We start from the raw sequence: 26559 nt of genomic DNA on the forward strand, positions 1-26559 counted from the left end.
CGGGCTCAATCACAGGTAAACAGCAGTAGCAGTACGCAAAATAAACGACGAAAAAGGGAAGTCGACACAATGAAAACGAAAATCGCACTGGGGCTGGTGGCCGCTGTTGTCCTGACGCAGGCCGGTTGCACGACCAAGATCAAATCGCTGCCGATGCCGGCGGCAGTCAAGACGCAGAACGGGCAAGATGTTGCGCTCTACTTCGGCGAGCAGACGCATGCGCCCGTCAAGCAGTCGTACGGCAACAAGGAATTCGCCGTACGCGTGCTGCGCAAGGTGGAAAACAGCCCGGAGGCCAACTGCAGTATCGCGCTGGAGAAGGCAGTGCAGGAATTGCGCGACTATGCGCGCGCGCAGCACGCGAACGCCGTCGTCGACATCAGGACGCGCTTTCAGCATAACGAATCGGCTTCTTCGACCGAGTTCACTTGCGGTGCCAGCCTGAATGGATCGACACTCGCCGTGCGCGGCGATGTCGTGACGCTCGAAACGCAATAACAACGCCAACCACGAGGGGAATCACCATGAAGCGTCACCTGATTTGCGCAGCTGTCTTCGCATGCCTTGCCTCGCACGCGTTCGCCCGCGACAGTGTCGAGACCTATCCTGTTGCCAATGCGCTCGCTAGCGAGCCGGGCAAAGTCGGCGACGATATCCCGCTGTATTTTGCGGGGCAGAAGCATCCGATGGTCGTGAAGAGCTACGGCGAGTTCGCGACGAACAAGAAGACCAACGCATTCGGCAAGAGTGACGAGACGGCGTGCCAGCACGTTTTCCTGTCGGCCGTGATCGAGCTTCAGGATCGCGCGCGCAAGGAGGGCGGCAATGCCGTCATCAACATCAAGAGCAATTACAAGAACGAAGTGCGCGAGAGCGCAACGGAGTTCACCTGCGGTGCGGGCGCGGTGATTGCTGGTGTCGCGTTGAAGGGCGATGTGGTGACGCTGAAGAAGTAACGGCTTTGTGCCTGGGGCGGCTGCAGCGCTTACCTGCGATGCAGCCTCGCGGCACCATCAATCTGTCTTGACGGCGGCGACATTGACGAGCGTTTCGCGGCGCTTTCCGGGCTTCGGCGTATAGATGTGCAGACGTTCGAGCAGGCCGAAGTCTTTTGCGCGGCTCCACCACAAATACGGCAGCGAGACGTTGTGCGCGCCGAATGTGAAGCCACCGCGTCGGATCATGTCGAGATAGCCGTCCGCGCTTTTTTGCACGTGCATGGGGTGACGGAACAGCAGGCGGATCACCCACGACCGGATGTAAGCATCCGTCGATTCAGCGAACAGCAGCACGCCGCCCGGCTTCAGCACACGGCGAAACTCGGCGAGCGCGCGTTCCTGCTCGACGAGGTGGTGAAAGGTTTGATGGCAGAACACGATGTCGGCGCTTGCATCGGGCAGCGGCATGTTTGCGCAGTCGCCGTGCAGCACGTCGATTGCGGTTGCGCGCGTGTCGGCGTGCTGGCCGCACACTTGAGCGGACTGTTTGGCGAGTGCGAGCGACGGCTCATGAAAATCGATGCCGATGATGCGTTGCGGCTTGAACGTTTGCGCGAGCAGCCGGAACGAAATGCCCTGTCCGCAGCCGACGTCGACGATCACGGGTGCGGCGGGCAGCGGCGTATCGATCAGGCGGTGGAGGTCGTTGATCGCGACGCGCAGCACGTGATGTTCCCAGGTATAAGTACGCAGGAACCAGACGCCGAAGGCTGTCTCGGGCACGAACGGTACGCTGTCCGTCACGCTGGATGATTCGGTGGACTGCACGTTTTTCCCCGGTCGGAAATGGTCTTTGGATGGTTTTTGATCTTGATGATTGTGCGACATTGTAATCGCTGGTAAGGATGGAAAGCGTTGCGCGCGCAATACGCTATGTGAAGGAAGATCAATGAATATGGATTCGTCGATGAATACGTCAGTGGACGTAGCGATCATCGGAGCGGGACCGTCGGGCGCTGTCGCTGCGGCGCTGCTGCGCAAGGCGGGACGTTCCGTCCTTGTACTCGAGCGCCAGCATTTTCCGCGTTTCTCGATTGGCGAAAGCCTGTTGCCGCAGAGCATGGCGTACCTCGAAGAGGCGGGCATGTTGCAGGCGGTAGTCGAAGCGGGCTTTCAGTACAAGAACGGTGCGCATTTTGTCTATCGTGACCACGCGTGCGCGTACGACTTTCGCGACAAGCATTCGGCTGGCTGGGGCACGACGTATCAGGTCGATCGCGCGACGTTCGACGATCTGCTGATTCGCTGCGCGGCGCAGCAGGGTGCCAACGTGCGCTTCGGCCACACGGTGAACGCGATGAAGACGGGCGATGCGCCCGTGCTCGATGTATCCGACGAAGCGGGCAACGCTTACCAGGTGCAAGCGCGTTTCGTGCTCGACGCGAGCGGATTTGGTCGCGTGCTGCCGCGTTTGTTGAATCTCGAAGCGCCGACGCGTATGCCGACGCGTGCGGCCATCTTCACGCACGTGCGCGACGGGATTCCTGTCGATGCGCATGATCGCAACAAGATCACGGTAGCTGTGCATCCCGAGCATCGCGATGTGTGGTACTGGATGATTCCGTTGGCGAACGGGCGCTCGTCGGTGGGATGTGTCGCGGAGGCTGCGTTTCTCGATGTGCCCGAGGCTGAGCGTGAGGCGAAGCTACGCGCGCTGATCCAGAGCGAGCCGACGCTGAACCGCCTGATCGGCAACGCGCCATTTTTGATGCCTGTGCGGCATATTGGCGGGTACTCGGCGAATGTCGAGCGGCTGCATGGCCCTGGGTTTGCGTTGCTCGGGAATGCGGGTGAGTTTCTCGATCCCGTGTTTTCGTCGGGCGTGACGATTGCGCTGCGTTCCGCGCATCTGGCCGTCAAGACGCTGGAGCGCCAATTCGACGGGGAAACGGTCGACTGGCAGAGCGCTTACGATGTCCCGCTGAGAAAGGGCATCGACACGTTCCGTGCGTTCGTCGAACGCTGGTACACGGGCGAGTTGCAGGACATCATCTTCTATCCGCAACAGACGCCCGGAATCCGCCGGATGATTAGCGCCGTGCTGGCCGGTTATGCGTGGGACGAAACCAATCCGTATGTGGCGGACCCGGTCCGCAGGCTAAATACCCTCCATGAAGCGATTCGCGCGCAGCACTAGGGCGTCTCTGCATCACATGCGCTGAATGGCCAACCGGTCAATTGCTGAAATGGCATTGACCGGCCATTCGCCGCGCATGTCTCTATTGCAATCGTGTGAATGGTGCGCTGTAAAAATGACGAGTCATATTGGCAATATAGAATAATTTTCCGCTATGCAAAGCGCATTGAAGCGCGTTAATAATAAATAGCATGCGGAATTAACATTTTGCCCTGACCTTGTAATTGCAAACTCTATCCGTTTATCTGTACTATTGCGCGAGCGCGAAATGGCGCATTTAAAGCATAACGGGGCGGTATGGGGGCGCAAGACATAATCAGTGCATTGAGTGGAGGGCTGTCGCAACAGGAGCGGCTGCTGAAACTCGATACGCCGTCGTACGACGGGGTTCTATTGGCGCAAAGGCTGGTCGGCCGTGCGCGGCTCGGGCGGCATTACGAATTCACGGTCGACGCCATCTCGCCGTCCGGCGACGTCGAACTGAAAAAGCTGATTGCCCAGCCTGTTACGCTGTGGCTGCAGCAGACCGACAAGTCTTATCTGCCGCATCACGGTTATATCCATACCGCGCGCCGTCTCGGCTCGGATAGTGGACTGACGAGCTATCAGATCGCATTTGCATCGTGGCTGCATTTCCTGCGATTTCGAAAAGACGCCCGAATCTGGCAGGATAAAACGGCCGAAGAAATGCTCGTCGACGTCTTTAACGAACATCCTCAGGCGCACGGCGCATTTCGCTTTGCGCTTTCGAAGCCGCTGCCCGCGCGTTCTTTCTGCATTCAGTATGAGGACGACTGGAATTTCTGTCATCGCCTGATGGAAAGCGAAGGTCTGTTCGGTTATTTCGAACAGGCGAGCGACGGGAAATCTCATACGCTGGTCATCGCCGACGATATCGGCGCGCTTGAGGCGCTCCAGCCGCAGGCGGTGAGCTTTTATCGGGCGGGCACGAGCAGCGAGACGGACGCGCTCGTGCAGTGGAGCGGCTCACGCACGCTGCAGAGCACGATGCTGACCACCCGCACGTTCGACTACAAGCAGCCCTCGTCGACGTTCAATCCGAAGGGCACGTCGGTGCCGACGCATCCTGGCCAGGGCACACTGCCCGCGCAGGCGGAAGTCTACGAATACACAGGCGCCTACAGCTACGGCGACCAGTCGCGCGGCGATCAGCTCTCGACCCTACGCATGGAAGAGTGGGAGTCGCGCGCCAAGCGTTTTCACGGCGTGGGTGCCGTGCGCCGCATCGACGCGGGGCACTGGTTCGAACTGGACGGACACCCGGAGCACATCGGCAGCGTTCGCGCCGAGCGGCAGTTCGCGGTGATAGACGTCGCGTGGTTCATCGAGAACAATCTGCCCGTCGCCGCGCAGCAGCAAGCCTTCCCGCACAGTCTCGCGCCCCAGCTTGCGCAGGCGCAGGCGAGGCAGCGCGCGGCAGGCATTGCCGAGGTCACGCATGCGGACGGCAGTGTCGGCTTCGTGCTCATGGACATCGAGGCGCAACGCCGCTCGGTGCCGTTCCGCAGTCCGCTCGAACACCACAAGCCGGCCATGTCGCTGCAAACGGCGAGCGTCGTCGGGCCGGACAACGAAGAGGTGTACACGGACGAACTGAATCGCATCCGTGTGCGCATGCATTGGGATCGTCGCGCAGAAGACGGCCTGCAGTCTTCGTGCTGGATGCGTGTCGCCTTCTCCGACACGGGCAGCGGCTACGGCAGCGTGCACGTGCCGCGTGTGGGCGAAGAAGTGATCGTCGACTGGGTGGGCGGCGACTGCGACCGGCCCATCGTCACGGGCCGTGTGTACAACGGCGCGAAGCGCCCGCAGTGGCATTCGCACGGACTGTTCTCGGGGTATCGCTCGAAGGAATATCAGGGCAGCGGCTACAACCAGCTCGTGATGGACGACGCGACCGGGCAGAACCGCGTGCAGCTCTACAGCAGCAGCGCCAACTCGATGTTGCATCTCGGCTATCTGATCGACCAGAGCGGCAACTCGCGCGGCGCTTATCTCGGCGGCGGTTTCGATCTGAAGTCGGATGCCTGGGGCGCGGTGCGCGCGGGGCGTGGCCTGTATGTGTCGACACACGCGAAGTCGGCCGCGAGCCAGCCTCTGGACGTGTCGGACTCGCATTCGCAACTGGTGAACGCGCAGAGCGTGGTCGATGCCATGTCGCAGGCGAGCGAGACGCACCAGGCAGAGAACCTGCGCGATGCGCACACGTCGCTCAAGTCGTTCACCGACGCCACGCAATCGGGCGCGACGGGTGCGTCCAGCAGCGGCGGCCTGACGGCGGGCGGCGGCACGGGCAGCGCGAATACGTTCAGCGAGCCGGTGATGTTGTTTGGCAGCCCGTCGGGCATCGCGCTATCGACGCAGGCCACCGCGCAGGTGAGTGCGGACCAGCATGTGAACATCGTCGCCGGGAACAGCGTGCACGTCGCCGCGGGCAAGTCGCTGCTCGCGGGCGTGACCGAGCGCATCAGCCTGTTCGTGCAGAACGCGGGGATGAAACTGTTCGCGGCGAAGGGCAAGGTCGAGATTCGTGCGCATTCGGACAACGTCGAGCTGACGGCGCAAAAGAGCGTGAAGATACTCTCGGCGACGGACGCGATCGAAGCCGCCGCAAAGGAAGAGATTCTGCTGACCTCGGGCGGTGCGTACATTCGCATCAAGGGCGGCAACATCGAAATTCATGCGCCGGGCAACATTGATATTAAAGGCACGCAGCACGCATTTGCCGGACCGGCGAGCACCGCCTATGCACTGCCCGCGTTGCCCCAGGGCGAACTGGCGGGCATGCAGAGCCTGCGCTTCGCGACCTTCGGCTCGGACCAGCTTGCCGAGGACATCGGCTGGGTCGGCAAGCCGTTCAGCATCGTCGATGGCAACGGCGCGGTGGTGCAGTCGGGCCAGATTGCGAGTGACGGCCGCTTGCCGCGCACGATGCACGAGGGTTCCGAGGCGCTGACACTGAAGGTCGGTTCCGACGATTGGGACGCGCACCCTGTCGAATCCGCGCCGCCGGACGAGCCGCCCGAAACACCCGAACTGGCCGGGGACGACAACCCGTACGCGATCGCCGCGGCGGCGTCGCAGTTTCTCACGCAGGACGATCTGAGCGCACTTCTTCCATCCAATGTCCTTGCTCAGACGAGCCAGGGCGAAGCCTGACACAAAGAGCATGAAGCTAAATTTCCTTCGAAGCATCGCCGCAGCGTTGCTGATCGCGGGCAGCACGCTCGCGAGCAGCGGCGCGTGGGCCGAGCAATACGAAAGCGGCGTGACCCGCTGGGACGTCAAGGACGGCAAGCTGATGCTGGTCGCCGGCGTCCTGACCGACAACGCGCGCCTGTACTACCTCAACTATTCGTTCTATCTGGAAGGCCTCGACCACAAGCTGGTGATGATTCCCATCGTCAAGGACAAGGCGAAGCTCAACGACTACAACCTGAACTTCAGCACGTTCAACGGCGGCGACGACATCATCACCGACGCGATGGTGGTCGTGAAGGGCGGCAACACATGGCTCGTGACGGCGCACAAGAACGCGACGCACGGTTATGGCAGCCCGGGCCAAGTGACGACGCAGACCTATCGCCTGTTCACGGGAGAGGAGGTGCAATGGAAGTATTACTTCGCGCCCGTGGCCCACGGCGAATACACGGAGCAGCAGAACTACACGGTCGAGCGCGCGCTGGCCGAAACGGCAAAAGCGCTGCGTTGACCGTTCCGATGTTCATTTTGCTCATGCCTGCGACTGTGGTGCGACATGCCTAGATTCGTTTCCGCGACCCACGACAAGACCACGTTGACCGTCCAATACGTCGCCGACAACGGCGACATTCTGTTGCGCAGCGGCGGCACCATTGCGTGGCGATTCAACAATCCCGGCAACATGCGGCCGCCTTCGAAGTACGTGACGACGTCGATCGGCGTGGGCGATTCGAAGAGCGGCGAGTTCTTCATATTCCCTGACTACGACACGGGGCGCGCCGAGAAAAAAGCGCTGCTGCGCCGCAAGTACAACAACGAGACAATCGCATCGGCGATGGAAATCTACGCGCCGCGCAGCGAGAACGACACCGACGCGTATATCAAGTGGATCTGCGACCGTACCGGTTTTTCGCGCGACCGCCAGCTCAGTTCGATGAACGACAGCGAGCTCGACTCGATGATGAACGCGATGGAAAAGCGCGAAGGCTACTACGCGCGCCCCGAGACGCGTCACGAGAAATGGGTGAAGACGGCGGCTGTCACGCTGTCGAACGGCGCGCAGCCGATCCCGAATCAACCGGTCGTCGTGAAGTCGGGCGGCAAGCAGCAGACCATGCAGACCAACCTGCTCGGGCAACTGCCGCTGCTGCCGTTCGACAAGGCGGGCGAACAGATCCAGCTGCTGATGCACGACACCCAGGACGGCCTGAAAGAGATCGGTTCGATCACCACTCAGGCCGTCTCCTCGGCGCATGTGTTCTTTCGCGATCTGTTCGTCAGCAAGGCGGCGACGCAGACGCACTACGCGAAGGACTCGACGCGCGATGACGCGAAGACGCCGTTTCGCTACAAGATCGTCTCCGGCGACTCGCTTAGCAAGATCGCGACGAAGTTCAAGACGAGCGTCGATCAGTTGAAGCAGGACAATCATCTGAAGTCCAACCGCATTTTTGCAGGTGATTACCTGATGATTCATGGAGCGAAGCCGCAAGTGGCTGCGCTCGCGCCATCACCGTCCTCGCATGACAGCGCGGTGCGGGCGTCGAATACGGGGGCGCAGAGTGGCTCGCATGAGAGCCTTTCTTCGATCGCGCATGATGCTGCTTCGCCGGGTGGGGCTGCGACGTCGAATGCGAGTGGCTCGGGTGCCGCTGCCGCAGTGACGAAACCGATGACGACGGCTGTGTCGAGTGCTGTCCTGACGCCGACGCCCGTTCCAAAACCTGTTCCTGGTCTGGCCGCCCGGCCAGCAGCGGGCAATGCACCGGCATCTGCCGCGAGCGCGCCTGCCTCGGGTCCCTCTGCTGCCGCCGGGCTGCAAGGTGCCTCACAGGCGACCACGCCCGATCGCAGCAAGCAGGGGCAAGGGCATCCCCTCGCGTTGATCCCCGCAGTTTCGCCGCAGGCGCCATGGATGGAAAAGGCGTTGGAGCAAGCGAAGCTCTGGCACGGTCAGAAGGAAGACGTGATCACGAAGACGATCAACTATCACAAGGAAGTGGGTGGCAATCTGAAGTCGCTGGTGGGGAATGGCAATCCGTGGTGCGCGTCGTTTGCGAACTGGTGCCTGATGCAGGCGGGTTATCCGATCACCGCGACTCCGATGGATTCACAGTCGTTCCGGCACAGCAAGAACTTCGTGAAGATCGACAAGCCTGTGTTTGGCGCGGTGGCCGTCTACAAGCACACCAAGGGCGGCCACGCCGCGTTCGTTTATGCGAAGACGAAGGCGGGCAGCCCGATCTTGCTGGGCGGCAATCAGAGCGACGCGATCAACTTCGGCACGCAGAAAGCGACTGAACTGAAGGGCTTTTTTGTGCCGGCTAGCTATCTGAAGTTTGCGCAGGCTGAACTTGCGAAGGGTGCGGTACTCGAAACATCGACAGCCGAAGAATTGAATGACGCCTTCCACATCGAATTCAAGAAAAAGAAAGATCATGCAGATCGTTAAGACGCTGAACCGCGTGATGGTTTTGGGGCTGCTTGGGTGCAGCGTGGGTGCTTTTGCTGCCGGTTCTGCTGCGCCGAAGGCGGGTGAGTGTGTCACGCGTGCCGAGGTGAAGGCACTTGATGATGGCTTTTGGGCGCATTACCCATCGGCCGATGAGTTTGCGAAGTACGCGGCGCACGACATGAAGATTGTGTCGAATGTCGCGGATGTGGCCGATATCAACAACACGGAGAAATCGGGGCCTGCGCGTGCGGGCAAGCTGGCTTCGTTTCTTGGCGATCATCCTGAGTACTTTTCGGCTTTCAAGAGTACGCATGATGTGAGCTTTCTTTATTACCTTGGGCGGGATCGGCATCCGGATGCGGTGAAGGTTGTGTCTTCCTTCCCTGACGGGCAGTGCGTGTCGATGTTTCACTATGATCTGACGCAGGGGCAGTGTGTGGCGGGGCAACGCGTACGGGCGTTGGGCGTTTCGTTTGTCAAGGAGGGGGGGAAGGTTGCCCTGCGGGTGGTGCAGGTGGCGATGGAGGGGTGTTCCTGAGTTTTTCTCGGGGATAGATTTGCTGCGCGGTTTGATTTTGCTTTTTGCTGGCATCCGCGTGATGTTATTGGTTTGCTAGCGTTGCCCCTGTGCGGGGCGGCACCTACTTTTCTTTGCCGCCGCAAAGAAAAGTAGGCAAAAGAAAGCGGCTCACACCGCCAGTGCTTGTGTTTGCCTGAGGGCCCCCAAAGGTTCTTACACTTCACACGGCAACCACGTGACCGACGTTCGTTGCCAGCGCTCTTGCAGTGCGCCTCACCCGCTTCACGCTCCCGCACGACAGCAGGCCGCGCCAGACAGTCCACCGCCGCCCAGGTGGCAAACTGTGTGTAGGTTGTCGCGTCGTATAGGGTAGCGCTCTTACAGTGCGGGACGCGTGCGGTATCGTCCGTAGTGAGGCGTGTGGAGTACTTGGGCCTACACACAGTGTGCCACCTGGGCGGCACATACCATTCGCTGCCGCTTGCCCGAGTACGGGTATTCGAAGGGGGTGAGGCGTTCATTCGAAGCGTTGGCGACGAGCACCAGCCAGGGCGCTGCCGTGTGAAGGGTGGGGACGTTGGGGGGCCGTGGATAGGCACACGTGCTGGCGGTGTTAGCCGCTTTCTTTTGCCTACTTTTCTTTGCGGCGGCAAAGAAAAGTAGGTGCCGCCCCGCACAGGGGCAACGCTAGCGAACCAATGACATCACGCGGATGCCAGCGAAAACAAAAGCAAACCACCCCAGCGTCGCAGACGAAAAAAAACCTCAAGCAGCGATCCGCGCACTCCCCGCAACCCGTTGCCGGACATCATCCCGCCGATGCACGCGCTGCCCAGCCGCATAAGTCTCAAACACCGCGCGATCATCGCCCAGCAGCGCAAACGCGAACAACAGCTCCTCGAGCGTCTCAGTACGCTCAGTCCTACGAGCCAACAACGGCGTAGCCTTAGGATCGAGCACCACAAAATCCGCCTCAGCCCGAGGCTGCAAAGTCCCAACCCGATCGGCAAGATCGAGCGCCTCAGCCGCGCCAGCAGTCGCCAGCCAGAACATCCGCGTAGCGGTCAGATGATGCCCACCCAGCCGCGCAACCTTATGCGCCTCGTTCATGGTCTGCAGCATCGAGAACGACGTACCGCCCCCGACGTCAGTCGCCAGCGCCACAGGCATCCCCGATTCCCCAGCCTTGTCGAAATCAAAAAGCCCGCTGCCAAGAAACAGATTCGACGTCGGGCAATGCGCAGCAACCGCGCGAGTTTCCGCCATGCGTCGACGATCCTCGGCATCGAGATGAATGCAATGCCCATACACAGCACGCGGCCGCAACAGCCCGTAGTGATCGTAGATGTCGAGATAGCTGCGATGCCCCGGAAAGAGTCCCGCGACCCACTTCACTTCGTCATGATTCTCCGCAACATGGCTCTGAATGAACACGTCCGGATGCAGCTTGGCCAGCGCGCCCGTCGCTTCGAGCTGAGCTTCCGTTGAAGTCGGCGCAAAACGCGGCGTCAGCGCGTACATCTGACGTCCCTTGTTGTGCCAGCGTGCGATCAGCTCGGCGCTATCGTCGTAGCCGGATTGCGCAGTGTCGCGCAGGAACTCGGGGCAGTTGCGGTCCATCAGCACTTTGCCGCCGATCATCCGCACATTGCGTCGCTGCGCTTCGGTAAACAAAGCATCCGCCGACTGCTTGTGCACCGTGCAGTAAACGAGCGCCGTCGTCGTGCCGCATGCGAGTAGCTCATCGATAAAAAAGCGCGCCGTGTCCTGCGCGACAGCGGCATCGCTGAAGCCGCGCTCGGTCGGGAAGGTGTACGTGTCGAGCCATGGCAACAGTCCCGGCGCGGGCGACGCGATCATGTCCGTCTGCGGATAATGAATGTGCGTATCGATGAAACCGGGGACGATCAGCTTGTCGCGCATGTCGACCACCTGCGTGGCGGGCGCGAGCTGCGCTGCGACGGACGCATACGCGCCCGCCGCGACGACATGTCCGTCTTCGACGATCAGAAGGCCGTCTTCGTTGAAGACTGCAGCATTGGACGATTGCGCAGGATCGCCGTTGAACGTCAGCAGTTGCGCGCGATAAGCTGTTTGAGTCATGGTGAAACCGTCTCCGAACTATAAGATCAAGCGGGGATCAAGCGGATGCGCGCCAGTGCGCATCGAGTTTGGCGATCATCGCGTCGCGCTCCGCGGGCGTCACGAACGACGCTTCGAAGCTGTTGCGGATGATCGTGTACACCTCGTCGTCGTCGAGCTTGAGGGCATCGATCGTCGCGAGGTAGTTTTCGTTGACGTAGCCGCCGAAGTAGGCGGGATCGTCGGAATTGACGGTGACGGCGACGCCCTGATCGAGCAGCGCCTTCAACGTGTGTTTGGTCAGGTCGTCGAACACGCACAGCTTCAGGTTCGACAGCGGGCACACCGTCAGCGCGACGCGCGTGTCGGCAAGCCGCGCGACGAGCGCCGGATCTTCGATGCTGCGCACGCCATGATCGACACGGTCCACTTTCAGCAGATCGAGCGCTTCGTAGATGTACGACGGCGGACCTTCTTCGCCCGCATGCGCGACCAGCTTCAGACCCTTGTCGCGGGCCTTCGCGAACACACGCTCGAACTTCGACGGCGGATGGCCGCGCTCCGACGAATCGAGACCGACGCCGATAAGCCGGTGCTTGTACTCGTCGAACAGCGGCAACGCTTCGTCGAAGGTTGCGAGCGCATCCTCTTCGGACAGGTGCCGCAGGAAGCACAGAATCAGCTTGCTCGTGAGGCCGCGCGTTTCCGCTTCGGCCAGCGCGCGCTCGATGCCCGCGACCACGGTCGCGATCGGCACGCCGCGCTCGGTATGCGTCTGCGGATCGAAGAAGATTTCCGTATGCACGACGTTGTCCGCGAGCGCGCGCTCGACATAGGCCATCGTCATGTCGTAGAAGTCTTCTTCCTTCAGCAGCACGCTCGCGCCCGCATAGTAGATGTCGAGGAACGACTGCAGATCGGTGAACGCGTACGCGGCACGCAGCGCGTCGATCGAGTCATACGCGAGCTTCACGCCATTGCGTTCGGCCAGCTTGAAGATCAGCTCCGGTTCGAGCGAGCCTTCGATATGAATATGCAGCTCGGCCTTCGGTGCGCCGTTCGTCTTGTGAGCTAGCGGGGAAAGTGTGATTGTCGTCATGGTCGGTCGATGATTCGGGTTATCGGTTGATTTATTCAACGCCCGATGGCTGGTCGGACGTCCCCCAATGCGGAAGATGCGTGGTCGATACGCGTTCGATGTTCAGGCCGTTTATACCGCCTGCACCGCGTGTGCCGCGTTGGCCTCGACGGCCTGCAGCAATTGCGCAGCCGCCGAAATCGCAATGATCTCCGGCGACTTGTCGACGATGCCGTCCACGCCGAGCGGACATTTCATCCGCGCAACCGCGGCAGGATCGAAACCGCGCGCTGCAAGCCGGTGCTCGAACTGCTTGCGCTTCGTATGCGAGCCAATCATGCCGAAGAACGCGAAGTCGCCGCGCCGCAAAATGCGCTCGGCAAGATCGAGATCGAGCGCATGGTTATGCGTCATCACGATGAAGTACGTGCGCGGCGCGGCCTTGTCGATCGCTTCGTCGGGTGCGTCGTTCGCCTCGATCGTCACGTTCGTCGCGCCCAGTGTGTCGGGCGCCGGGAACTGCGCGTCGCGTTCGTCGACCCAGTGCACGTGGCAGGGCAGCGTCGCGAGCACGCGCACGAGCGCGGCGCCCACGTGCCCCGCGCCGAACAGCACGACGGGGAAGTCGCGCGGCGCGATGGTTTCGGTGAGCAGCGCGCTGCTGTCGTCGAAGCCGGCGCCGTCCCACAGCAGACAGTCGGCGCTTTCGACGCCCGGTTCCGGATCGGACAGCATCACCGCATCGGGTGCGGGGCCGAATGATACGCTACGCACCATCGAATGGCCCGCCGCCACGCGCTTGGCCAGCGACGTCACCCAGCCCAGGTCGGCGATATCGAGCCGCTCGAACGCGAGCACGACCGCGCCGCCGCAGCACTGGCCGAGGCTCGGTCCGAGCGCGAAACGTTCGAGTCGCCGCATGTTCGGCGCGCGCATGCCGTCGCGCAACACGCGGCGCGCGCTCTCGATCGCTTTCCATTCGAGATGTCCGCCGCCGATCGTATGGCGCGCGGAGTCGCGCGTGACGATCATCTTCGTGCCGGCATCGCGTGGCGCCGAACCTTCGGCGCGCGCGACCGTCACCAGCACGACGGCGTCGCCGTGCGCGAGCAGTTGCTGCAGATCGGTGAGCCAGGCATGCATCCGGCGGTTCTCCATACGAGGCCGCGCGGGTTGGCCGCGCAGCCGGTTGATCTTCTGTGCGTTGCGGTCGTGTCGCGCGGCACCTTTACACGTGTATCGCTATGCGGTCGTGCCCGCGCCCGCAGGCTCCTGCGACGTTGGACTGGCCGCTGCAGCGATTGTTGCAGCGGGCGTCGCAGGGTTCAGCGCATCGATCGCATCGAGGATGGCTTCGGGCGTCGCGGGCGCGCGTAGCGCCGGCGCGTGCGGTGCATCGGGCGCGGTGGCCGCGACGGCATCGCGGATCGCGAGAAACACCGAGAACGGCAGCAACAACGGCGGCTCGCCGACAGCCTTCGAGCGGAACACAGTCGGCTCAGCGTTCGGGTTGTGGTACAGCTTCACATTGAACGCGGCGGGCGTGTCGCTGACGGCGGGGATCTTGTACGTCGACGGCGCATGCGTCATCAGCCGGCCGTCGCGGTTCCACCAGAGCTCTTCCGTCGTCAGCCAGCCCATGCCCTGGATGAACGCGCCTTCCACCTGGCCGAGATCGATGGCGGGGTTGATCGACTGGCCGGCATCGTGCAGCACGTCGGCGCGCACGAGCTTCCATTCGCCCGTCAACGTGTCGATCACGACTTCGGACACCGCCGCGCCATACGCGAAGTAGTAGAACGGATGGCCCGTCAGCGTCTTCGCGTCCCAATGCACTTTCGGCGTCGCATAGAAGCCGTCGGACCACAACTGGATACGCGCCAGATACGCCGCGCCGACCAGTTGCGCAAACGGCATCGCCGCGCCGTTCGCGCGCACTTCGCCGTTTTCGAAGATCACGTCTTCCGCTTTGCCGCCGAGTTCTTTGGCCGCCAGCACGGCGAGACGTTCGCGGATCGCGTGTGCGGCGGCTTCGGCGGCCTTGCCGTTCAGGTCGCTGCCCGTCGATGCCGCCGTCGCCGATGTGTTCGCTACCTTCGACGTATCCGTGGCCGTCACGCGCACGCGCGAGAGCGGCAGGCCGAATGCGTTCGCGACCACTTGCGCGACTTTCGTGTTCAGCCCCTGGCCCATTTCGGTGCCGCCGTGATTCACGAGCGCCGAGCCGTCCTTGTAGACGTGCACGAGCGCGCCCGCCTGGTTCAGGAACGGCACGTTGAACGAGATGCCGAACTTCACCGGCGAATACGCGATGCCGCGCTTGAGCACGGGGCTCGACGCGTTGAACGCGGCAATCGCGGCGCGCCGCGCTGCGTAGTCGCTCGATTCGATCAGCTCATCCGTCAGCGGCGCGATGACGTTGTCTTCGACGGTCTGGCCGTACGGTGTCACGTTGCGTTCTTCGATGCCATAGAAGTTCGCGCGGCGCACGTCGAGCGGATCGCGCTTCAGTTCGCGCGCAATGCCGTCCATCATCACTTCCATCACGATCGCGCCCTGCGGTCCGCCGAAGCCGCGAAACGCGGTGTTCGACTGCGTATTCGTCTTGCAAGGCAGCGCGACGATATCGACGTCCGACAGGTAGTACGCGTTGTCGAAGTGGCACACGGCGCGCGTCGCGACGGCGCCCGACAGATCCGCCGAAAACCCGGCGCGCAGCGCGATCTCGACGCGCGCGCCGAGAATGCGGCCGTCGTCGTCGAAGCCGGCTTCGTATTCGTAGATCGCGTCGTGACGCTTGCCTGTGATCATGAAGTCGTCGTCGCGATCGGCGCGCAGCTTCACGGGGCGGCGTAAGCGGTGCGCCGCCAGCGACGCCGCGCACGCAAACAGCGCCGACTGCGATTCCTTGCCGCCGAAGCCGCCGCCCATGCGCCGGCATTCGCACATCACGCTATGCGTCGGCCAGCCGAACATGTGCGCGACGACGTGTTGCATCTCGCTCGGATGCTGCGTCGAGCTGTAGACGAGCATGCCGTCCATTTCCTTCGGCACCGCATACGCAACCTGGCCTTCCAGATAGAACTGCTCTTGCCCGCCGACTTCGAACGTGCCCGCGATCCGGTGCGGCGCCTGCGCGATCTTCTCGGCGGGCGTACCGCGCTTCAGGTGCAGCGGCGGCAGCACGTACTGCTTCTTCGCTTTCGCTTCGGCAGCGGTGAGCACGGCTTCGAGCGGCTCGTAGCGCACCACGTCGTCGCTCTTCGCGAGCGCCGCCGCGCGCCGCGCCAACTCATGACTCTGCGCAACGACGATGAAGACGGGCTGGCCGAGATACAGCACTTCGCCGTCGGCGAGAATCGGGTCGTCGTGCAGCACGGGGCCGCAGTTGTTTTCACCGGGGATGTCGTCGACGGTCAGTACGGCGACGACGCCGGGTGCCGCGCGCACGGCATCGAGATCCAGCGACACGATGCGCGCATGCGCATGCCGCGACAAACCGAGCGCCGCGTGCAGCGTCTGCGCAAGTTCGGGGATGTCGTCGGTGTAGGTTGCTTCGCCGCTCACGTGCAGCGTCGCCGATTCGTGCGGCAACGGCACGCCGATGGCAGCTTGCACGTCGTGTGTGGCCAGCGACGCGTGATGCACGAAGGCTTCCGTCTGCTTGTTCATGGCCTCTGCTCCTGCGCGCTCGCGGCTGCGTCGAATGCAAACGCGTTGACGTCGCACAGCGCGAGCGGATTGGCGTCGCGCGTTTCCAGATGGAAGCGCCACAGCAGATTGCGCGCGACTTTCAGCCGATAGGCGCTGGTCGCGCGCATATCGGTAAGCGGTTGATAGTCGGCGGCGAGCGTGTCCATCGCGCGTTGCGTGGTGGCGGCGTCCCACGGCGCGCCTTTGAGTGCGGCCTCGGCGTGCGGCGCGCGCTTCGACTTCGCGGCCACGCCACCGAACGCGATGCGCGCGTCGGCGATCACGCCGTCGGCGATGCGCAGCGCAAACGCGCCGCATACGGCCGAGATGTCCTGGTCGTAGCGCTTCGCGACCTTGTACGTGCGAAAGCGCAAATCCGGCGCGGGACGCGGCACGCGGATCGCCGCGACGAACTCGCCGGGTTCGAGCGCCGTCTTCTGGTAGCCGACGTAGAACGCATCGAGCGGCAGCGCGCGCGTCTTGCGCTCGCGCTGCAGCACGACGAGCGCATTGAGCGCGATCAGCGCCGGCATCGAATCGCCGATGGGCGAACCGTTCGCGACGTTGCCGCCGAGCGTGCCTGCATTGCGGATCGGCAGCGACGCGAAGCGCGTCCACAATTCGGCAAGTTCGGGATAGTCGGCGGTCAGCGCGGCGTACGCGTCTTCCAGCGATACCGCCGCGCCGATCGTGAGCGTCTGCGCATCGCGGTCGATCGTCTTCAGTTCGGCGACGTTGCCGATATACAGGATGTCGCCGAGATCGCGGAACTGCTTGGTGACCCACAGGCCGACGTCGGTGCTGCCAGCCAGCAGGCGGGCATGCGGATGCTGCGCGCGCAGCGCGGCAAACGCGTCGAGCGTGACGGGCGCGAAGAAGGCCGGGCTGCCGTAGTCGGTGCCGCGTGTGTCGGGCGCGCGGTATTCGAAGGTGTCGTTGCGCTGGATCGATTGCAAGGCCTTGACGACGGCGGCGCGGTCGAGTGCGACGCGCGGGTATTGCTGCTCGTCGAACATCTTCTGCGACGCTTCGACGATCGGCCGGTAGCCGGTGCAGCGGCACAGATTGCCGGAGAGGGCGGTGTTGATTTCGTCGCGCGTCGGCAGGCCGGCGCCTGCGGGCTGGTTCTCGTACAGCGCCCACATCGACATCGCGAAGCCCGGCGTGCAGAACCCGCACTGCGAGCCGTGGCAGTCGACCAGCGCCTCCTGAACCGGGTGCAGCACGCCGCTCGCGGCACGCAGGTCTTCGACCGTGAAGAGTGCCTTGCCGTCGAGGGTCGGCAGGAACTGAATGCACGCATTGACGGCTTTGAGCGCCAGTTGCCCGCGCGCATCGAGTTCACCGACGACGACCGTGCAGGCGCCGCAATCGCCTTCCGCGCAACCTTCCTTGGTGCCCGTGCAGTACAGGTCTTCGCGCAGGTGCTGGAGCACGGTGCGCGAAGCGGGCGTGCCGCTGATCTCGCGGACGGTCCCCTGGTGATAGAAGCGGATGGTTTGCGTTGTCACGGCGAATCCTGAAGACATTGCGGACCGGGCGCGCGTTACGCATGGGGTCGCGCCGTAGCCGGCCTCGCGCACGTAGATCGCCATCCATGCTCGAACATAACACCACTTTGTCCCAAAAATATTTCCCTGCGCGAATGGGGGTTATTCGGCGGGGCTCATAAGAGAGGGGGCGCAACGCGCCGAGATTTGCGCGAATTTCGTGCGGAGCCTTGTGGGGCGGGGGTTGGGGTTGGGTTTTTGCTGGCGTACGCGGGTTGATTCTGGTTTGCTGGTCTGCGATGCTGGGTGGTTTGTTTGTGCTTGTGCTTTTGCTGGCATCCGCGTGATGTTATTGGTTTGCTAGCGTTGCCCCTGTGCGGGGCGGCACCTACTTTTCTTTGCCGCCGCAAAGAAAAGTAGGCAAAAGAAAGCGGCTCACACCGCCAGCCCGTGTGCTTGTCCACGGGCCCCCAACGTCCCCATCCTTCACACGGCAGTGTTTTGGCTCGTGCCCGTTGCCAACGCTATGAATGTGCTCATCACCCGCGTCAGACTCCCGCACCAAGGCCAGCGGCAGCGAATGGTCGACGCCGCCCAGGTGGCAAACTGTGTGTAGGTTGTCGCGTCGTATAGCCTGGCGCTCTTACAGCGTGGGACGCATGCGCTACCGGTCCGGAGTGAGGCGTGTGAAGCACCAGGGGCCTACACACAGTTTGCCACCTGGGCGGCCGTGGACTGTCTGGGCCGGCGTGCTGTAGCGCGGGAGCGTGAAGCGGGTGAGGCGCATCGCAAGAGCGCTGGCAACGAACGTGGGTCACGTGGTTGCCGTGTGAAGCGTAAGACCCTGTGGGGGCCCTCAGGCAGGAACAAGGATTGGCGGTGTGAGCCGCTTTCTTTTGCCTACTTTTCTTTGCGGCGGCAAAGAAAAGTAGGTGCCGCCCCGCACAGGGGCAACGCTAGCGAACCAATAACATCACGCGGATGCCAGCGCAAAGCAAAATCAAACCGCGGACCAAATCCATCCCCGAGAAAAACCTCGAAAACCCGCTTACCGAGCGCGGCGATTCCGCCAAAGACTAAACGCCAGCGCAAGAAACGCGACCACGAACCCGATCAACGACCATCCGGGCAAGGAAATCCCAAGAATCGGCGGATACGGCGTCTCGCACAGGCCGGCGACCTTGAACACGCTCGGCAGCCAATGCGCCGGCGGCAAGCCGTCGACGATCGGCTGCAACGCATCGAACCCGCAGCTGAAGTTCGGATGCGACTGCACATACACGTGCCGGGCGGCCGTCAGCAGCCCGCCGAGCGCCGACAGCAGCGCGAGCACTTCGAGCAGCCTGACGCCCGTCCAGCCGCGCAGTCGCGCGCCGAGAAACGCGAAAATCGCGATCAGCAGGTAGAAATAGCGCTGGATGATGCACAACGGACACGGATCTTCGTGCTCGACGAACTGCAGATACAGCGCGCCCCCCACGAGCGCGAGACAGACGAGACCGAGTAGTACGAGCAGACTGCGCTCGCGGCGCAATGTAACGTTATCGATAATCATGATCCTGCTAGCGGTGGAAGTTCGGTAAAAGGGTGCGGCGATTCTAGCCGAAGCCCGCGGCGTATGCCGGTGCCTCCGCAAGCACCACACCGGGTGCGTCAGCGAATCGTATTCAATACCGCTTCGACGGCCCGTCCTATTCCCAGCAGCGCGTCGTCTGCGTGCGGCGCGGCAGCCAGCATCAGGCCGACGGGCGCGCTGCCGCGCGGATGGCACGGCAGCGAGATCGCGCACGCATCGAGGAAATTGAACGCGCTCGGGTTGCGCAGCACGAGGCCGTTGGCGCGGAAGAACGCCTCGTCGTCATCGACCAGGCCGGCGACGCGCGGCGGCACGATCGGCACGGTCGGCGCGACGACGGCGTCGAAGCGCTGCCACATCGTGCGCGCCTCGGCGAGCACGGCGGCGCGTTCGGCGAGCAGGTCGAGATAATCGGCGGCCGTCGCCGGCTGGCCCTTCAGGATGCGCGCGAGCACGCGCGGATCGTAGGCGTCGCGCTGAGCTTCGAGCAGCGGCCGGTGCCACGCGTAGGCTTCGATCGGCGAAAAGCCGAAGCGGTTGATCGTGGCGAGCCGGTCGAGCGGCGCAAAGCGCACGTCGCTGACGATCGCGCCCGCCGCCTCCAGATGCTTGAGGGCGGCGTCGTAAGCCTGCGCGACTTCCGGCTCGATATCGTCCGTCACGTAATGGTTCAGCACGCCGAGGCGCACGCCTTCGAGCGGTCGCGCCGCCGGAACGACAGGCTCCAGCCCCGCGAGAATCCGGTCGACGAGCGCGCAGCACGCGACCGTCGCGCCGATCGGACCGAACGCGTCGAGCGTCGGCGAAAGCGGCACGCCGCCTTGCTTCGGCACGCGGTCGGCGGTCGGCTTGAAGCCCGTCAGGCCGCACAGCGCGGCGGGAATGCGCAGCGAGCCGCCCGTGTCGCTGCCGAGCGCCACGGCCGCCATGCCGTCCGCCACCGACGCCGCCGCGCCCGACGACGATCCGCCCGACACCCGCTCGTCGCCTTTCACGCCGCGCCGGTACGGCGACAGCGGGTTGCCGTAGTGCGGATTGAGACCGAGGCCGGAGAACGCGAACTCGCTCATGTTCGTGCGTCCGACGATCACGGCGCCCGCGCGCTTGAGCCGCGCGACGGCGGGCGCGTCCGAGGTTGCGGGCGCGGCGTTCGCCAGCGCCGTCGAGCCGGCCCGCGTCACCTGGCCTTCGATGTCGAACAGGTCCTTCACCGACACGGGAATGCCCGCGAGCGGCGACAGCACGGTGCCCGCCGCGCGCAGGCGGTCGTGCGCGTCGGCGGTGGCGCGGGCGTTGCCGGCGTCGACCTGCATGAAGACGGCCGCGCCCTGGCCGGCGGGATCGGCGATGCGTTCGAGCGCGGCTTCGACGAGCGCGCGGCTGGTCGTGCGGCCGGCGGCGAGATCGGCGGCGATCTGGGCGAGCGGCGGGAAGGGCGTGGATTCGGGTGACGTGGCGGTGGTCATGGCGTGAGATCGAAGGTCGGCAGTCGGGAACCGTATTGTGACGCGTCGGGCGAGATTGGCGCGACTGCATGATGACCGCGCCGCGCCGCGCAAGTTTCACCGCAAGCTCGGGTTTGTATCCTTTCTTCGTGCTGCGCTAAATCGTTTTTAACCGTTCGTGCGTTACCATCGCGTTCTGGATTACTTTTTGTAAGGAACAAGACTATGCACCACGGCATCGGCTTCATTCAGGATCTGGCAGTCGTGATGGCGCTCGCCGGCGTCGTCACCGTGCTGTTCCATCGCCTGAAACAGCCGGTAGTGCTCGGCTATATAGCAGCGGGCGTGATCATCGGGCCGTACACGCCGCCGTTCCAGCTGATCCACGACGAGCAGACCATCCAGACGCTGGGTGAACTCGGCGTCGTGTTCCTGATGTTTTCGCTCGGTCTGGAATTCAGCCTGCGCAAGCTGTTCAAGGTCGGCGCGACGGCCATCGTCGCTGCGCTGTCGGAGATCGTGCTGATGCTGTGGATCGGCTATGAGATCGGCAGCGCGTTTGGCTGGAGTTCGATGGATTCGCTCTTTCTCGGCGCGATCCTCGCTATTTCGTCGACCACCATCATCGTCAAGGCGCTCTCCGAACTGGGCCTCAAGCGCGAGAGCTTCGCGCAACTGGTGTTCGGCATTCTGATCGTCGAGGACATTCTGGCCATCGCGATGCTCGTGCTGCTGTCGGGCATCGCGCAGACGGGAGAATTGTCGGCGGGTGTCGCGTTCGTCACGCTCGGCAAACTGCTGCTGTTCATGACGGTGTCGCTGGTGGTCGGCATTCTGGTCGTGCCGCGCGCGCTCAATTACGTCGCGAAGTCGCAGAGCGACGAGATGCTGCTCGTCTCCGTGCTGGGCTTCTGCTTCGCGTTCTGCCTGCTGGTCGTCAAGCTCGACTACAGCATCGCGCTCGGCGCGTTCCTGATCGGCGCGATCATGGCCGAGTCGCGCCATCTGCATCGCATCGAGCACCTGATCGCGCCGCTGCGCGACGCGTTCTCGGCAATCTTCTTCGTGACCATCGGGCTGATGCTCAACCCCGCCGTGCTGGTCGACTACGCATGGCCGATTGCCGTCATCACGGTCGCGGTGATTCTCGGCAAGATCGTCTCGTGCGGACTCGGCACCTTCCTCGCGGGCAAGGACGGGCGCACGGCGATGCGCGTAGGCATGACGGTGTCGCAGATCGGCGAGTTCTCGTTCATCATCGCGTCGCTCGGCCTCACGCTGAAGGTGACGAGCGCGTTCCTCTATCCGATCGCCGTCGCCGTCTCCGCGCTGACGACGCTCTTCACGCCCTACCTGATCCGCGCGGCCGACCCGCTCACGCAGCGCCTCGGCCGCGCGATGCCGCGCACGGTCGCCAATGTGTTCGGCATGTACGGGCAGTGGCTCGGCAGTCTGCGGCCGGCGTCAGGCGAGCCGACCGTCTTCGGCCTCACGCGTCGGATCATTCTGCAGATCGCGGTCAATCTCGCGATCGTCGCGGCGGTTTTTCTGGGCGCGTCTTATGGAGCGCCTTACGGCAGTGGATTCATTGAGAAATGGCTGCCGTCCGAACCGATGCAGCGCGTCGTGCTGTGGAGCGCGGCGCTGCTCGTCTCGCTGCCGTTTCTCGTCGCCGTCTACCGGAAGACCAAGTCGCTTGCGCTGCTGCTGGCCGAAATCAGCGTGCAGCCGGCGAAGGCCGGGCGCTTCACGAGCGCGATCCGCTACGCCATTTCGGACCTCGTGCCTGTCGTTTCGATGCTAGGCGTGTTCCTGCTCGTCGCGGCGCTGTCGAGCACGATCCTGCCGCCGACGGGCCTGCTCGTCGCCGTGCTGGTCGTCGCCGCGTTGCTGCTGACGCTGTTGTGGCGCTGGTGCGTGCGGATTCACGCAACCATGCAGATCGCGCTGCGCGAGACCTTCGATGAGCAGCCCGATCCATGAAGCGGTACGTCCGCGTCGGCCGATTGAGACACGTTCGCGCAAGGTTGCATGTTGTGTCCTGATGTGACGAATTGTGTGCTGGTTTGCCCCGCTGGGGCGCGAGGCGGATAATGAGATATGTCTAATCGTTCGCGCGCGAAGACGCGTCTGTCAAACAGTCATGAGCGAGAACAACTCCGATAACGCCGGCACACCCGGCACACCATCTCCTTCGACGAGCCAATCCGGCGCAGCCGGGTCGCCATCGTCACCGGCCCCTTCATCGATTCCCTCGGGCGCTTCATTGGGCCCAACGCCTACGCCCACTCCCGCACGCGAAGCCAAAGAAGCGGCTTCCACCGATTCCCCCGAAAGCGCCTCCAACGTGACGCCCGAGAACGCCGCCGCCGCACAGCGACGCGACGCCGAGCAGGCGCGCACGAGCGCCGCGCAGGCTAGCGCGCAGCAGGAAGCAGCGGCGCGAGTGCAGTCGGTGGTGTCGAACGCGGAACGGGCGGCCGCCACGGCCGCGTCGGCGAGCGCGCCGGCCGCGGGCGCTGCGTCAGGCGCGACGGCCGGTGCAGCGGACGCTCCCGCGAAAACGCCGGCGGGCGGCGAGCCGGATGGCACGCTCGGCGCATCGGGCAAAAGCGGCACGCCGCCGCCGGGCTTCGGCTCGGCGCCGGACTTCAGCGCAACCAATCCGCCACCGGCAAGCGCCTATCCGCCGGGGCCACCTGCGTATCTGAAGCACAACGATTCGGCGTGGTCCGTGTTCGGACGGATCATCGCGGCGCGCGCGCGGCAGATTTTCGACCGCGCGGGCCGCAGGATCACGCAGCGCACGTTGCGCATCGGCGTATCGGCGCGGATCTTTCACCCGGAGCCGGGCGCGAAGGGGCTGCGCGGCAAGACGCTGCAGTATCTGGAGGAGTCGATCGCGCACTGGGTGATGTCGCGCGACGTACTGGTCTTCATGATTCCGACCGTCGGCCATCAGGGGATGCTGCACCCGAGCAACATCCGCCTGCGTGACTACGCCAAGCATCTGGACGGTCTGCTGCTGCAAGGCGGCGCCGACGTGTCGCCGCAGTCGTACGCGGAGGTGGCGACGCGGCCCGAATGGCCCGGCGATCGCGTGCGAGACATGTACGAGCTGGAACTGCTGCATGAGTTCATCGAGTCGGGCAAGCCCGTGCTCGGCGTGTGCCGCGGCTGTCAGCTGATCAACGTCGCGTTCGGCGGCACGCTGTATCAGGACATCGCGACGGATGTGCCGACGGCGGGCATCCACGTCAACGAACACTACGACCAGCATCGTCACTCGATTCACTTCCCCGAAGGCTCGACGCTCGTCAACATGTTCCCGGGCCGGCGCGAGGCGATCGTCAACTCGATTCACCACCAGGCGGTCAACCAGCTGGGACGCGATCTGAACATCGAGGCGGTGTCCGGGACGGACGGCATCATCGAAGCCGTGCGCTACCGGCGCGCGCCGTTCGTGATGGGCGTGCAGTGGCACCCTGAGTTCCACCGGGCGGGCGGTCCCGAACTGCTCGATTGCACGCCGCTGCTCGACACGTTCCTGCGGGTCGCGCGCGAAACGCGTTTCTGATTGCCGCGTGGTTGGATCGAACGCGAGCGGGCCGCTGAGGCTCGCTCGCGTTTTTCACTTCTACTCGCTGCGTGTCGCGGCGCCTGGTTGCAAACGCATTTGCTTGAGAAACAACGAGCGTTTTTACGATGTTTTGCGATTGCGCATCGTATTGCTTAGTTGTCCGTTCATCTCGATTTAAAGTCCTGTCACGGCGCGTCAGAAAGGGCAGATTCCGCGCGATAATCCGAGGCTGTTTCCGGATACGCATGGAGTATCGACGTATGAAGTACCCCCTCGATCTGCGCCGCATGGCCTCACTCACGCTTGCTTGTGCGCTCATGCATGGCGGCGTCGCGCTGGCGGCCAGCAAGTCGGCGGCAGGAGCGGGCGTCGTGAGCGCGGGCGCGGCGAAAGTCGCATCAGCCGACGCGCCGGACACCCAAAGCGATGCAGGTTCCGCCGAGGATATGGCCAGCGCACCCGGCCTCGACCCGAATGCCGACACAGGTGGCAGCGTACAAGGCGATGTCGCCGATCTGATGCAACTGATCCACGACGGTGGGCTGACGGAAATGCGCACCACGTACAACGGCGGTTATGGCGCTTCGCTGTTCTTCCACGCGCAGAGCATGACCTATTACGTCGCGCTGTTTCAGGAGAAGCATTTCTGGCGCGTCATCAGGACGTCCGACCAGGGGCGTGCTGAATCGATCTATGCGGGCTTCGCGCGGCAAACGGCGCAACTCGCGGACGTCGAGATCCGCCGCACGCAGTTGCAGGCGCAGAAGGCGTCGATCGAGCGGGTGATCGGCGAATCACAGGCGCGCGCGCAGCGGCTGCAGGCGGATATCGAAGTGGCACGTGCCCAGGAAGCGAAGGTCGCCGACTATCAGCGGCAAACGCAGGACGAAACGCTCGCCTTGCGTGACGAGAAGGACAAGGCACAGGCGCAATTGCGTCAGTTGCAGCAGCAGGTGCTGCAGTTGCAGCGTCAGGCGGAGGCTGGGCTGCCGGGGAACCGATGACGGGGTTTGCTGCGTGGAAACTGCACGGCCTCGCGGCAGTGAAACGCAGTGGTGGTTGTGCGTGAATGAGCAAAGGGCTGAGTCCGGAATTCGTTGGACTCAGCCCTTTTTGTTTAAGGCTGGTTTGGATTCGCTGCCGCTCGCGGAGTTACTTCGAAAAGCTATCGGGGATCTCGGTGACCCGCCGCTGCGACATGTGGTTCATCCACTCTGTGCTGTTGGTTTTGACGCGGTCCTGGCGGATCGTGCTCGGTGCGATGTCCCGCACATGCGTGCCCGCCGACATCGTGACGGAATCGTAGTCGCCACTGAGGCGCGCCGACGGCGCGAGAGGCGAATAGTCGCCTGCGACAGACGGCAAGTGGCGAGCGCGATGTCCCGTCGAAAGCGGTGCTTCCGATGATGCTCGCAAAGCGTGACGCGACGCGACGTCCAGCGCGCGGGCCACCGCGTGTGGAACGCGACGCGCGCTCGTACTGGCAAGGTCGTTGCGCTCGCGCTTCGTCGAGCGGGCTTTGCGCATATCTCGCGCAGCGTTATCGATGGTGGATGGCTTGGCGCTCTTCGGCGGGACGCTTGCGTATGCATCGACAGTGCGCGGAGCGACGGGCGACGCGCGCTCCGTGGTGATCCGTGAAGCGGAAGCCGCGCTGGTCTCCGTCGATGCGGGCTCAGTAAGCTTGGATGAAACATGTCCGGCGTCACTGCCCGACGTGTTAATCACTCGGCTCCCGTCCGGTTTGCGCGCCGTCAGATCACTGCGCGCGCGATTCCACGCAAGGGGCGCATCGGCAGGGCGTTCGATATTGCCAGAACGGCTGCGCACGGTTCCTGCCTGATTCGCAGCGGGGTTGAGCGTCACTTCGGGCGCGGCGGCGAGCGTCGGCGACGCAGGCTGTCGCGGGTGGCTCGCCATCAGCCACGCAATCGCGGCTACGCCGCCGATCGCACATGCACTGCCCGCAAGCATGTTCCATTGCCGGCTCTCACGAATCGGCGAGTGCGTCGGATGACGCATGTCCAATGAAATCGTGCTGGGCGTGGCAGCATCCGGTGTGGCCGTCATGGCGGATTGCTGTCGCAGACTTTGTGGATCCCAGCGGCACATCGTACGAATGGCGTCCGCGCTCAGGCAGAACGTGCGCAGCATGGCGGCGTACAGCGCCTTCAGTTCCGTGCGAAAACTCACGTTGGGCGGCAGCAGCGACCATTCGCGGCCGAGAGAGCGCGACACCAGCTCAAGAGGGCGGAGGCGCGGCATTCTGATTTCGCCGACTAC

19 protein-coding genes are annotated in these 26559 nt (G+C 63.5%); 10 read left to right on the forward strand and 9 right to left on the reverse strand.

All coding sequences use genetic code 11. The features are described from left to right. Window positions 1-69: 69 nt before the first annotated feature. The gene (locus PPGU16_RS03920) at window positions 70-498 is read left to right on the forward strand and encodes a hypothetical protein (protein WP_180721789.1); all 429 of its coding nucleotides are present in this window, start codon (window positions 70-72) and stop codon (window positions 496-498) included. A 26-nt stretch (window positions 499-524) separates the two neighbouring features. Next, window positions 525-956, forward strand: a complete 432-nt coding sequence (locus tag PPGU16_RS03925) for an excinuclease ABC subunit A (protein WP_180721790.1) — start codon at window positions 525-527, stop codon at window positions 954-956. 57 nt (window positions 957-1013) lie between these two features. On the opposite strand, the gene PPGU16_RS03930 is transcribed toward PPGU16_RS03925, so the two are convergent. Next, the gene (locus tag PPGU16_RS03930) at window positions 1014-1766 is read right to left on the reverse strand and encodes a class I SAM-dependent methyltransferase (protein WP_180721791.1); all 753 of its coding nucleotides are present in this window, start codon (window positions 1764-1766) and stop codon (window positions 1014-1016) included. 121 nt (window positions 1767-1887) lie between these two features. Here PPGU16_RS03930 and PPGU16_RS03935 point away from each other — a divergent pair, with 121 nt between their 5' ends. The 5 genes from PPGU16_RS03935 (at window position 1888) to PPGU16_RS03955 (ending at window position 9350) form a co-directional block, all read left to right on the forward strand. Continuing rightward, window positions 1888-3135, forward strand: coding sequence for an NAD(P)/FAD-dependent oxidoreductase (locus tag PPGU16_RS03935; protein WP_180721792.1), 1248 nt, complete (start codon window positions 1888-1890; stop codon window positions 3133-3135). A 297-nt stretch (window positions 3136-3432) separates the two neighbouring features. Further along, the gene (locus PPGU16_RS03940; protein ID WP_180721793.1) at window positions 3433-6315 is read left to right on the forward strand and encodes a type VI secretion system Vgr family protein; all 2883 of its coding nucleotides are present in this window, start codon (window positions 3433-3435) and stop codon (window positions 6313-6315) included. Between the two features lie 10 nt (window positions 6316-6325). Then, entirely contained in the window at window positions 6326-6868 is a 543-nt protein-coding gene (locus PPGU16_RS03945; RefSeq protein ID WP_243460569.1) for a hypothetical protein, read from the forward strand. A 45-nt stretch (window positions 6869-6913) separates the two neighbouring features. Beyond that, window positions 6914-8809, forward strand: coding sequence for a TIGR02594 family protein (locus PPGU16_RS03950; RefSeq protein WP_180721794.1), 1896 nt, complete (start codon window positions 6914-6916; stop codon window positions 8807-8809). Beyond that, a complete protein-coding gene (locus tag PPGU16_RS03955; protein WP_224032804.1) occupies window positions 8796-9350 on the forward strand; it encodes a hypothetical protein in 555 nt (184 codons plus the stop codon). The genes PPGU16_RS03950 and PPGU16_RS03955 overlap by 14 nt, the downstream gene beginning before the upstream one ends. Before the next feature lie 747 nt (window positions 9351-10097). Here the strand turns inward: PPGU16_RS03955 and guaD are convergent. The 7 genes from guaD to PPGU16_RS03990 all read right to left on the reverse strand — a co-directional run bounded on the left by guaD (window position 10098) and on the right by PPGU16_RS03990 (window position 20717). After that, window positions 10098-11435 (reverse strand): guanine deaminase, encoded by a 1338-nt coding sequence (gene guaD, locus PPGU16_RS03960; protein ID WP_180721795.1) that lies wholly within the window; start codon window positions 11433-11435, stop codon window positions 10098-10100. Between the two features lie 37 nt (window positions 11436-11472). Next, window positions 11473-12513, reverse strand: a complete 1041-nt coding sequence (locus PPGU16_RS03965) for an adenosine deaminase (protein ID WP_180721796.1) — start codon at window positions 12511-12513, stop codon at window positions 11473-11475. Between the two features lie 111 nt (window positions 12514-12624). After that, the gene (gene xdhC / locus PPGU16_RS03970; protein ID WP_180721797.1) at window positions 12625-13635 is read right to left on the reverse strand and encodes a xanthine dehydrogenase accessory protein XdhC; all 1011 of its coding nucleotides are present in this window, start codon (window positions 13633-13635) and stop codon (window positions 12625-12627) included. A gap of 99 nt (window positions 13636-13734) precedes the next feature. Continuing rightward, a complete protein-coding gene (gene xdhB / locus PPGU16_RS03975) occupies window positions 13735-16164 on the reverse strand; it encodes a xanthine dehydrogenase molybdopterin binding subunit (RefSeq protein WP_180721798.1) in 2430 nt (809 codons plus the stop codon). Next, window positions 16161-17696, reverse strand: coding sequence for a xanthine dehydrogenase small subunit (xdhA, locus tag PPGU16_RS03980; RefSeq protein WP_180721799.1), 1536 nt, complete (start codon window positions 17694-17696; stop codon window positions 16161-16163). Before xdhA ends, xdhB begins: the two co-directional genes overlap by 4 nt. Before the next feature lie 1027 nt (window positions 17697-18723). Beyond that, window positions 18724-19230, reverse strand: coding sequence for a disulfide bond formation protein B (locus PPGU16_RS03985; protein ID WP_180721800.1), 507 nt, complete (start codon window positions 19228-19230; stop codon window positions 18724-18726). Between the two features lie 98 nt (window positions 19231-19328). Further along, entirely contained in the window at window positions 19329-20717 is a 1389-nt protein-coding gene (locus PPGU16_RS03990) for an amidase (protein ID WP_180721801.1), read from the reverse strand. Between the two features lie 204 nt (window positions 20718-20921). Here PPGU16_RS03990 and PPGU16_RS03995 point away from each other — a divergent pair, with 204 nt between their 5' ends. The 3 genes from PPGU16_RS03995 (at window position 20922) to PPGU16_RS04005 (ending at window position 25280) form a co-directional block, all read left to right on the forward strand. Beyond that, window positions 20922-22679 (forward strand): cation:proton antiporter, encoded by a 1758-nt coding sequence (locus PPGU16_RS03995; RefSeq protein ID WP_180721802.1) that lies wholly within the window; start codon window positions 20922-20924, stop codon window positions 22677-22679. 160 nt (window positions 22680-22839) lie between these two features. After that, window positions 22840-24273, forward strand: coding sequence for a gamma-glutamyl-gamma-aminobutyrate hydrolase family protein (locus PPGU16_RS04000; RefSeq protein WP_180721803.1), 1434 nt, complete (start codon window positions 22840-22842; stop codon window positions 24271-24273). Window positions 24274-24536: 263 nt separating this feature from the next. Further along, window positions 24537-25280 carry a DUF2968 domain-containing protein gene (locus tag PPGU16_RS04005; RefSeq protein WP_180721804.1) on the forward strand — a complete coding sequence of 248 codons (744 nt, stop codon included), beginning with the start codon at window positions 24537-24539 and terminating at the stop codon, window positions 25278-25280. A 148-nt stretch (window positions 25281-25428) separates the two neighbouring features. Here PPGU16_RS04005 and PPGU16_RS04010 read toward each other — a convergent pair whose 3' ends face one another. Next, window positions 25429-26541 (reverse strand): hypothetical protein, encoded by a 1113-nt coding sequence (locus PPGU16_RS04010; protein ID WP_180721805.1) that lies wholly within the window; start codon window positions 26539-26541, stop codon window positions 25429-25431. Window positions 26542-26559 lie beyond the last annotated feature (18 nt).

It is taken from the genome of Paraburkholderia largidicola, assembly GCF_013426895.1.
GTDB classification, from domain to species: domain Bacteria; phylum Pseudomonadota; class Gammaproteobacteria; order Burkholderiales; family Burkholderiaceae; genus Paraburkholderia; species Paraburkholderia largidicola.

Excerpts from the sequence above, each read along its gene's own strand:
- xdhB (WP_180721798.1), bottom strand. The coding sequence starts at position 16,164 with ATGAACAAGCAGACGGAAGCCTTCGTGCATCACGCGTCGCTGGCCACA.
- PPGU16_RS03965 (WP_180721796.1), bottom strand. The coding sequence starts at position 12,513 with ATGACGACAATCACACTTTCCCCGCTAGCTCACAAGACGAACGGCGCA.
- PPGU16_RS04010 (WP_180721805.1), bottom strand. The coding sequence starts at position 26,541 with ATGCCGCGCCTCCGCCCTCTTGAGCTGGTGTCGCGCTCTCTCGGCCGC.
- guaD (WP_180721795.1), bottom strand. The coding sequence starts at position 11,435 with ATGACTCAAACAGCTTATCGCGCGCAACTGCTGACGTTCAACGGCGAT.
- PPGU16_RS03940 (WP_180721793.1), top strand. The coding sequence starts at position 3,433 with ATGGGGGCGCAAGACATAATCAGTGCATTGAGTGGAGGGCTGTCGCAA.
- PPGU16_RS03990 (WP_180721801.1), bottom strand. The coding sequence starts at position 20,717 with ATGACCACCGCCACGTCACCCGAATCCACGCCCTTCCCGCCGCTCGCC.
- xdhC (WP_180721797.1), bottom strand. The coding sequence starts at position 13,635 with ATGCATGCCTGGCTCACCGATCTGCAGCAACTGCTCGCGCACGGCGAC.
- PPGU16_RS04005 (WP_180721804.1), top strand. The coding sequence starts at position 24,537 with ATGAAGTACCCCCTCGATCTGCGCCGCATGGCCTCACTCACGCTTGCT.
- PPGU16_RS03945 (WP_243460569.1), top strand. The coding sequence starts at position 6,326 with ATGAAGCTAAATTTCCTTCGAAGCATCGCCGCAGCGTTGCTGATCGCG.
- PPGU16_RS03935 (WP_180721792.1), top strand. The coding sequence starts at position 1,888 with ATGAATATGGATTCGTCGATGAATACGTCAGTGGACGTAGCGATCATC.
- PPGU16_RS03955 (WP_224032804.1), top strand. The coding sequence starts at position 8,796 with ATGCAGATCGTTAAGACGCTGAACCGCGTGATGGTTTTGGGGCTGCTT.
- PPGU16_RS03985 (WP_180721800.1), bottom strand. The coding sequence starts at position 19,230 with ATGATTATCGATAACGTTACATTGCGCCGCGAGCGCAGTCTGCTCGTA.
- PPGU16_RS03925 (WP_180721790.1), top strand. The coding sequence starts at position 525 with ATGAAGCGTCACCTGATTTGCGCAGCTGTCTTCGCATGCCTTGCCTCG.
- PPGU16_RS03950 (WP_180721794.1), top strand. The coding sequence starts at position 6,914 with ATGCCTAGATTCGTTTCCGCGACCCACGACAAGACCACGTTGACCGTC.
- PPGU16_RS04000 (WP_180721803.1), top strand. The coding sequence starts at position 22,840 with ATGAGCGAGAACAACTCCGATAACGCCGGCACACCCGGCACACCATCT.
- PPGU16_RS03920 (WP_180721789.1), top strand. The coding sequence starts at position 70 with ATGAAAACGAAAATCGCACTGGGGCTGGTGGCCGCTGTTGTCCTGACG.
- PPGU16_RS03995 (WP_180721802.1), top strand. The coding sequence starts at position 20,922 with ATGCACCACGGCATCGGCTTCATTCAGGATCTGGCAGTCGTGATGGCG.